Below are 7400 nucleotides of genomic sequence, written 5' to 3'. Positions count from 1 at the left end.
GGGGGGGGGGGGGTCAGGGGATCCGGGGGACCAGACGTTCCGGGCCGTGGGCCGGTTCGGAGAACAGCCGGTCGCGCAGCTTCCTGCCGCGCTCCGTCAGCGGCTGAGGTCCGGCGTGCGCCGGGACGCCCTCGACCCGCTGCCCGGGGGCGACCGCCGGTTCGTACTGCCGTGGCGCGGTGGCCAGGGTGAAGCCCGTCGCGCTGATGATCAGCGCGGTCACGGTGAGCGCGGTCCGCGTCCAGAACCAGACCCGGCGCTCGCTGCCCTCCCGTACGGATTGGGCGGGCGCGGGCTGAGGCGGGGGGCAGGCGTCCGCCAGGGCGATGAGCTGCTGGTGGAGGGCCTCGGGGGTGTCGAGCCCCGGCAGCCGCCCCGCGATCGACTCACGCGCGTGCAGCACCCGGCTGGCCGCGGCCGGGGTGCTCGCCTCGGTCTCGGCCGCGGTCTCGGGCAGATCGAGCCCCAGACCGTCGTAGAGGATCAGCGTGCGGCGGTAGGCGGGCGGCAGCTCCAGCAGCGCGTCGAGCAGAGCGCGCCGGTCCGGGTCCAGCGGCGGCGCGTCGGCGTTCCGGTGCGCGGGGCGCAGCCGCTGCCAGGGAGACATGGCGAACTCGTACGCCGCGGCCCGCACCCATCCCACCGGGTCCCGGTCGCGGGCCACCTCGGGCCAGTGCTGCCAGGCGAGGTGGAAGGCCCGCTCGACGGACTCATGGGAGAGCCGCTGCCGCCCGGTGAGCAGATAGGACTGGCGTACGAGGGACGGGGCCGCGTGGCCGTAGAGGGCGTCGAATGCCTCGGCGGGGGTCGGCCCGTCGTCCGGCGGGGGCGGGTCCGGCGGCTCACCCCGCTGCCGGTCCCGTTCTTGCTGCTGTTGCGGCGGCTGGTCGGCCGGATCCTCTGGTGGGGCGTCTACCCGTTCGTGCTGGTGAGCGGGGTGTACGACGGGGGGCGCCGTCTTCGGCGGGTGTGGCGGGGCGGGTCGGGACGCGCGTTTGGCGGCGGGGGCGGGCCGGGTGGTCGAGTGCGGTTGCCTGCTCTTCTCAGGGATCTTGAGACCGATGGACCTGGCCGCCGTCTTCTCTTCCATATGGACTCCGGCCCCCATATGGACTCCGGCCCCGGCCCCGGCCCCGGCCTCGGTTTCGGTTGCGGTTTCGAGTTCCGGCTGTGCGGCGATCGTCTCCGGAGCCGCCTCCACCGGACCGCCCACGACCTCCGACGCGATCCCGATCCCGGTCCCGGCCCCGGTCGCGGACGGTTCGGGCTCTGGGGCCGCCCCGGCTTCTTCGGCCGTAGCGGCCGTAGCGGCCGTAGCGGCCGGCTGAGCGGCCGACTGCGCCGCCGGGGCATCGGGATCAGGGCCCGCGTACCCCAGCAGCTTCACATATGCCTCGCGTCTGCGGCCCCGTGGATCGCTGCGGCCCATCTCCCATGCGCGGACGGTCGCCTTGGTGACGCCGAGCGCCGCCGCGACCTCCTTTTCGCTCATCGACTTCGCCTCACGCAGCTTGCGCCGTTCCTTGGGAGAGGGCAGCGGGGGGCGGGAGGCGGAGTGGGTCGTGCTCTGGGTCATCAAGGGCTCCCCGAAGCGCTGCACTCGGCGTAAAAGTACATAAACGTATCTTGAGCGACACAACGGCTATTCGCCCGTTACATGGATAGAGCGCGTGTCGTTGGCAGCATGGCCGCGTGACCCAGACGACCGATCACGGCCCTTCGTACTCACCGACTCCGGTCCTGGTGCAGGGCGGCCGGAGAGCCGCTCTGGTCGCGTGTCTTGTGCGCGGGGCGACCGCCGCCGGCCTGGGGCTCGGTGTGTTCGCCGTTCTCGTGATGGTGGTGTGGATCAGCTCTCCGTACCCGGACAGCGGCCCCAGCGGGGCGCTTCATGTCGCCGCCGGGCTCTGGCTGCTGGCTCATGGCACCGAACTCGTACGCCCGGAGACCCTCTCCGGGCAGCCCGCTCCGGTCGGTGTCGTACCGCTGCTGCTCACGGTGCTGCCGGTGACGCTGATCCACCGGGCCGCGCGGGACGGGCTGCTGCCGGACGCGGACGGGCGGCGGCCGACCCCTTCGCCCGCCGGCGCGGTATGCGCGGTGAGTCTGGGATATCTGCTGGTCGGCGCGGTGGCCACGCTCTATGCGACGGCCGGTTCGCCCGCCGCGAACCCGCTGAGCGCGCTGGTGCATCTGCCGCTGGTGACCGTGGTCGCCGCGCTGGCGGGAGTGTGGACGGCCAGGGGCCGTCCGAGTGGGCCGCTGCCGGGGTGGCTGCCCGCGTCCATGCGGGTGTGGCTGGCCCGCAGCCGGGTGACGGTGGCGCTGCGATCGGCCGTCGCGGGCACGCTGGTGCTGCTCGGCGGCGGTGCGCTGCTGGTCGCTTCGGCGCTGGTGTGGCACGCGGACGCCACCCAGGACGCGTTTCTGCATCTCGCCGACGGCTGGGCTGGGCGGCTCGCGGTGCTGCTGCTGGGGATCACCCTCGTCCCCAACGCGTCGGTATGGGGGGCCGCGTACGGGCTGGGGCCCGGTTTCACGGTCGGTACGGGCGCGGTCGCCGCGCCCCTGGCGGTGACCGGCGACCCCGCCCTGCCGTACTTCCCGCTGATCGCCGCGATTCCGGCGGAGGGGCCCGGGACACCGCTGAACTGGGCGTGCGCGGTGGTTCCGGTGATCGCGGCGCTGGTGATCGCGGCGTTCACGGTGGCGTCCGCCGCGCCTCGTTACGGAGACCGGGAGACGGCGTGGGGCATCCGGGAGACCGCGTACGCCGCACTGCTCGGCGCGATCGGCTGCGGGGTGCTGATGGCCCTGGCGGCGGGTGTCGCGGGCGGGGCGATGGGCACGGAGCGGCTGGTGGCGTTCGGTCCGGTGTGGTGGACGACGGGCGCGGCGGCGCTCTGCTGGTCGGCGGTGATCGCGGTCCCGGCGGCGGTCGTGGTGCGCGTCTGGCGGGTGTTGACCGGTACGGGGAGGGGCGCCGGGATGGGGATGGGGGCGCCGAGACGGCAGCGGGAGCGGCCGTCCGGGGCCGTCCGGCCGGAGTCCGCGGCCGGATCCGTGCCGCCGATCGGACCAGGGGCGGACGGAGTGTCCGGGAGGTACGACTTTCTGCCGGAGCACCCGTCCGCGACGGGCTTGGCGGCGACGGGGACGGAGACGGGGACGGCCCGCGAGGACCGGATCCCTGAGGCAGCGGGTCCTGAGGCTCCAGGCCCTGAAGCCGCGAGTCCTGAAGCCGCGGGCCCCGAGGTCCTGGCTCCAGGTCTCCCCGGCTCCCTCGGGGCTCGCCGGGTCGCCGCTCCGGACGGCGTCGAGCCCCCGGAGCATCCGGAGTGTCCGGTGCATGGCAGAGGCGCACACGGCTCCGAGGCACGGCCGGAATCCGAGCCGGAGGAACGGAAGCCCGAGCCCGAGCCGGGACCCGGCTCATCCGTCCCCGGCCGCCCGGTCCTCGCCGACCGGCCCTGGGCCGCCCCCGCCAGCCCCTGGCCGGAGGCCCCCGGGCTGTACACGGCGGAGGGAAAGGCGGCGGACGGCACCGGCCTCGACTCCGGCCCCCGCTCCGGCTCGGACCTCGACTCCGGCCCCCGCTCCGGCTCGGACCCCGACTCCGGCTCGGACCCCGACCCGGAGTCAGACCCCGACCCGGCGAACGGCTCCGCTACTCGCTGACGCCGAGATACTCCCGCAACGGCTCCGGAAGCTTCTGGTTGCAGGAGATCTGGCCTTCCTTCGTCAGCGCGTCCCGCTCACAGGTGTAGAAGTCGCGGTAGATCAGCTGAGCGGCGAACGCCGCCGTCACGATCAGCAGCGCGATGCCGCCCATCACCAGACCGGTCACCGCGGCCGTCCGCTGGGAGCGGCCCGCCGCCGGTGCGCCGCCGCCCGTACCGCTCGCGGGCGCGGCCGTCGGATCGCCGCCCGCGCGCCCGCCCTTCGCCCGCAGCGAGCTGATCGCCCAGTACAGCGCCAGCGCGCCCAGCAGCAGCGCGATCTCGGTGAAGTCGAAGATCGCGAAGAAGAACGCCCACATGCCCGAGAGCAGTGCGTACCGCGCCCGCCGCTGGGCCGGGTCGGTCGGGTCCCAGCGCAGCCCCGGGGGAGTGCCGCCGGGCCCCTGCTGGCCGCCGTTCGGAGAGTTCGGCCCCGGGCGTCCGCCGAAGCCGCCGCCCGAGGAGCGGCCCGGCTGGCGGCTGCTCCACTGGCTGCCCCAGCCGCCCCGTCCGCCCCGCTCGTCCGACGACCCGGAGGAGGAACCGGAGGAACCCGAGGAGCCAGCGGACCCGGAGGAGCCAGCGGACCCGGAGGAGTCGGAGGAGCCCGACTGGTCGGAAGGATCGCCGTTCGACGGCTGCCGAGGCTGCCAGGGCTGGTCCGGCCGTCCCTCCGGCGGCGGCGCGAAGGGGTTGTTGTCGTCGGTGGACTGGCGCTCCCGCGGCAACAGGAGGTCCGTACGGCGGCGTCGGTCCCGCATCTGGTGAACGTCTTCCCCTCAGACCCCGTGGCTGCAAGGGCCTTGTGTCGTGGTGTCCATGTGTCCGGCACAGGGACGGTTGGTGTCCCCTGACGCTACCTCCCGCCCACGCCCCCGTCCCGTGGGGGCCGTCTGGTGTGCCGGTATCGTTGCTGACGGTCGGCGTCTTCGTAGGGTTCCCCGTATGGGGGACAGCGATCCCTTCGTACGACCATACAAATTTCGCCCGCTTCCGTACCCGCGCACGGAACTCGGAAAGAGAGCCGCTGTGGCCTTCCCGCCCCCCTCCGACCGCCCCGTACGCCTGGTCGTCCTGGTCTCCGGTTCCGGCACCAACCTCCAGGCGCTGCTCGACGCCGTCGCCGCCGACCCCGAGGGGCTCGGGGCCCGGGTGGTCGCCGTCGGAGCCGACCGGAGCGGCATCGTCGGTCTGGAGCGCGCCGAGCGCGCCGGATTGCCGACATTTGTCTGCCGGGTGAAGGACTACGGCTCGCGTGACGCCTGGGACCGCGCGCTGGCCGAGGCCACCGCGGCGTACGAGCCGGACATCGTCGTCTCGGCCGGCTTTATGAAGATCGTGGGCAAGGAGTTCCTCGCCCGTTTCGGCGGGCGGTACATCAACACCCACCCCGCCCTGCTGCCCAGTTTCCCCGGTGCCCACGGAGTGCGTGACGCGCTCGCGTACGGAGCCAAGGTCACCGGGTGCACCGTCCACTTCGTCGACGAAGGCGTCGACACCGGCCCGGTCATCGCCCAGAGCGTGGTCGAGGTCCTGGACGGAGACGATGAAGCCGCTCTGCATGAGCGGATCAAGCAAGTCGAGCGAACGCTGCTCGTCGAGGTCGTGGGGCGTCTGGCCCGTAACGGCTATCGCATTGAGGGACGAAAGGTAGTTTCCCGTGACTGTTGACGCCACTGAGACCGCTGTGGCCGCCGAGGCCACCGGGGCCGAGAGGCGGGCCATCCGGCGAGCGCTGGTCAGCGTGTATGACAAGACGGGACTGGAGGATCTCGCCCGGGGGCTGCACCAGGCGGGCGTGGAACTGGTCTCCACCGGCTCGACCGCCGGGCGGATCGCCGCGGCCGGGGTGCCGGTCACCAAGGTCGAGGAGCTGACCGGCTTCCCCGAGTGCCTGGACGGCCGGGTCAAGACCCTGCACCCGAGGGTGCACGCGGGAATCCTCGCCGATCTGCGGCTGGACTCCCACCGCGAGCAGCTCGCGGAGCTCGGCGTCGAGCCGTTCGATCTGGTGATCGTCAATCTCTACCCCTTCCGGGAGACGGTCGCCTCCGGCGCCTCCCCGGACGAGTGCGTCGAGCAGATCGACATCGGCGGCCCCTCGATGGTCCGCGCCGCGGCCAAGAACCATCCGTCCGTGGCGGTCGTCACCAGCCCCGAGCAGTACGGCGCCGTGCTCGACGCCGTCGGGTCCGGCGGCTTCGACCTGGCCGCCCGCAAGCGGCTCGCCGCCGAGGCGTTCCAGCACACCGCCGCCTACGACGTGGCCGTGGCCTCCTGGTTCGCCTCGTCGTACGCCCCCGACGAGACGGCCTTCCCCGACTTCGCGGGCGTCACCTACCAGCGGTCGCGGGTGCTGCGCTACGGCGAGAACCCGCACCAGGACGCCGCGCTGTACGTCAGCGGCGGCGGTGGACTCGCCGAGGCCGAGCAGCTCCACGGCAAGGAGATGTCGTACAACAACTACACGGACACGGACGCCGCGCGCCGTGCCGCGTACGACCACACCGAGCCGTGCGTGGCGATCATCAAGCACGCCAACCCGTGCGGGATCGCGATCGGCGCGGATGTCGCCGAGGCGCACCGCAAGGCGCACGCCTGCGACCCGCTCTCCGCGTTCGGCGGCGTGATCGCCGTCAACCGCCCGGTCTCCGTCGCGATGGCCGAGCAGGTCGCGGAGATCTTCACCGAGGTGATCGTCGCCCCGGCGTACGAGGACGGCGCGGTCGAGGTGCTCGCCCGGAAGAAGAACATCCGGGTGCTGCGCTGCCCCGACGCTCCCTCGGCCCCGGTCGAGGCCAATCTGATCGACGGCGGTGCGCTGATCCAGGTCACCGACCGGCTCCAGGCGCCGGGCGACGACCCGGCGAGCTGGACGCTGGCCACCGGGGACGCGCTGAGCGCCGATGAGCTGGCTGAACTCGCCTTCGCCTGGCGGGCCTGCCGCGCGGTGAAGTCCAACGCGATCCTGCTCGCGAAGGACGGGGCGTCGGTCGGCGTCGGCATGGGCCAGGTCAACCGGGTCGACTCCGCGAAGCTCGCCGTGGAGCGCGCGGGTGAGGAGCGGGCGCGGGGGGCGTACGCCGCGTCGGACGCCTTCTTCCCGTTCCCGGACGGGCTGGAGATCCTCACCGCCGCCGGAGTCAAGGCGGTCGTCCAGCCGGGCGGCTCGGTCCGTGACGAGCTGGTCGTCGAGGCGGCGAAGAAGGCGGGCGTGACCATGTACTTCACGGGCACGCGCCACTTCTTCCACTGATCGCACGGCTTCTCCACCGGACCGCCCGCACTGGCTGAGGGCGATCCGGTGGAGCAGTGCACCCCCGGTATACCGGGCATACCGGGGCGATGGCGTCAGCAGTCCGGCAGCCACTTCACCGAGCGGATCAGCACCTCGCTCTCCAGATTCCGCCGCTCGGTGGGCCGCAGACAGCCCAGCGGCTCCTTGAAACCGCTTCTCGCGTAGTACCCGGCGTCGGGCAGATGGTCCGCATAGCCGTTGTTGACGACCGACTTCGGCGCCGACTTACGGCCCCACTCGCAGACGGCGCGGCCGGAGACCCAGTCCTGCTCGTCGCCGTACCAGGCGCACATCTCCCCCTCGCCGTCCGGCTCGCTGAAGAAGCAGACCAGGCCGATGGCACACCGGTCGTAGCCGAGCACATCCGCCGACGGCGTGCCGCG

General features: G+C 73.1%; 6 protein-coding genes. 3 read left to right on the top strand and 3 right to left on the bottom strand.

Annotated elements, in window-relative coordinates; translation table 11 throughout:
- Positions 1-13: 13 nt before the first annotated feature.
- Positions 14-1576: a sigma factor-like helix-turn-helix DNA-binding protein gene (locus FF041_RS11150; protein ID WP_153522570.1), complete on the bottom strand. Its 1563-nt coding sequence runs from the start codon at positions 1574-1576 to the stop codon at positions 14-16.
- A 116-nt stretch (positions 1577-1692) separates the two neighbouring features.
- Here FF041_RS11150 and FF041_RS11145 point away from each other — a divergent pair, with 116 nt between their 5' ends.
- Positions 1693-3678 (top strand): cell division protein PerM, encoded by a 1986-nt coding sequence (locus FF041_RS11145; protein WP_194291992.1) that lies wholly within the window; start codon positions 1693-1695, stop codon positions 3676-3678.
- Here FF041_RS11145 and FF041_RS11140 read toward each other — a convergent pair.
- The gene (locus FF041_RS11140) at positions 3668-4480 is read right to left on the bottom strand and encodes a hypothetical protein (protein ID WP_153522568.1); all 813 of its coding nucleotides are present in this window, start codon (positions 4478-4480) and stop codon (positions 3668-3670) included. The genes FF041_RS11145 and FF041_RS11140 overlap by 11 nt on opposite strands.
- Positions 4481-4748: 268 nt before the next feature.
- On the opposite strand from FF041_RS11140, the gene purN reads away from it, so the two are divergent.
- Together purN and purH are read left to right on the top strand one after the other, a co-directional pair.
- The gene (gene purN, locus FF041_RS11135; protein WP_323371377.1) at positions 4749-5390 is read left to right on the top strand and encodes a phosphoribosylglycinamide formyltransferase; all 642 of its coding nucleotides are present in this window, start codon (positions 4749-4751) and stop codon (positions 5388-5390) included.
- Positions 5380-6975, top strand: a complete 1596-nt coding sequence (gene purH / locus FF041_RS11130) for a bifunctional phosphoribosylaminoimidazolecarboxamide formyltransferase/IMP cyclohydrolase (protein ID WP_407698136.1) — start codon at positions 5380-5382, stop codon at positions 6973-6975. The genes purN and purH overlap by 11 nt, the downstream gene beginning before the upstream one ends.
- A gap of 95 nt (positions 6976-7070) precedes the next feature.
- Here the strand turns inward: purH and FF041_RS11125 are convergent.
- The coding region (locus FF041_RS11125) for a peptidase inhibitor family I36 protein (RefSeq protein WP_194291991.1) at positions 7071-7400 on the bottom strand (330 nt) is incomplete at its 5' end.

The organism is Streptomyces jumonjinensis (genome assembly GCF_009600885.1).
Taxonomy (GTDB): domain Bacteria; phylum Actinomycetota; class Actinomycetes; order Streptomycetales; family Streptomycetaceae; genus Streptomyces; species Streptomyces jumonjinensis.
This window is presented reverse-complemented; position numbering and strand designations above follow the sequence as displayed.